Raw genomic sequence first — 237 nt, 5'->3', positions numbered from 1 at the left:
ACGGCGACTCGGTGAAGAACCAGAAACGCATCTCGCAAACCCCTCGTTGATCTCTACCGGACTGCGGCTGCGGCGGACTCGCACTCCGCCAGGAAAGAGCTGAGGTGCTGCACGAATACCGCCGGCTGTTCGATGTGCGGATAGTGACCGGCACCCTCGACCACGACCATCCGCGCACCCGGCACCGACGCCTGGAACGCCCGCCCGTAATCCACCGTCACGATGCCGTCACCAGCA

At 64.6% G+C, this 237-nt stretch carries 1 pseudogene; it reads right to left on the bottom strand.

From position 1 onward, the window contains the following. Positions 1-53: 53 nt before the first annotated feature. Positions 54-237: pseudogene (locus tag GFH49_RS01555) on the bottom strand (alpha/beta hydrolase); the annotation flags it as partial.

This window comes from Streptomyces blattellae (assembly GCF_009709555.1).
GTDB lineage: Bacteria > Actinomycetota > Actinomycetes > Streptomycetales > Streptomycetaceae > Streptomyces > Streptomyces blattellae.
This window is presented reverse-complemented; position numbering and strand designations above follow the sequence as displayed.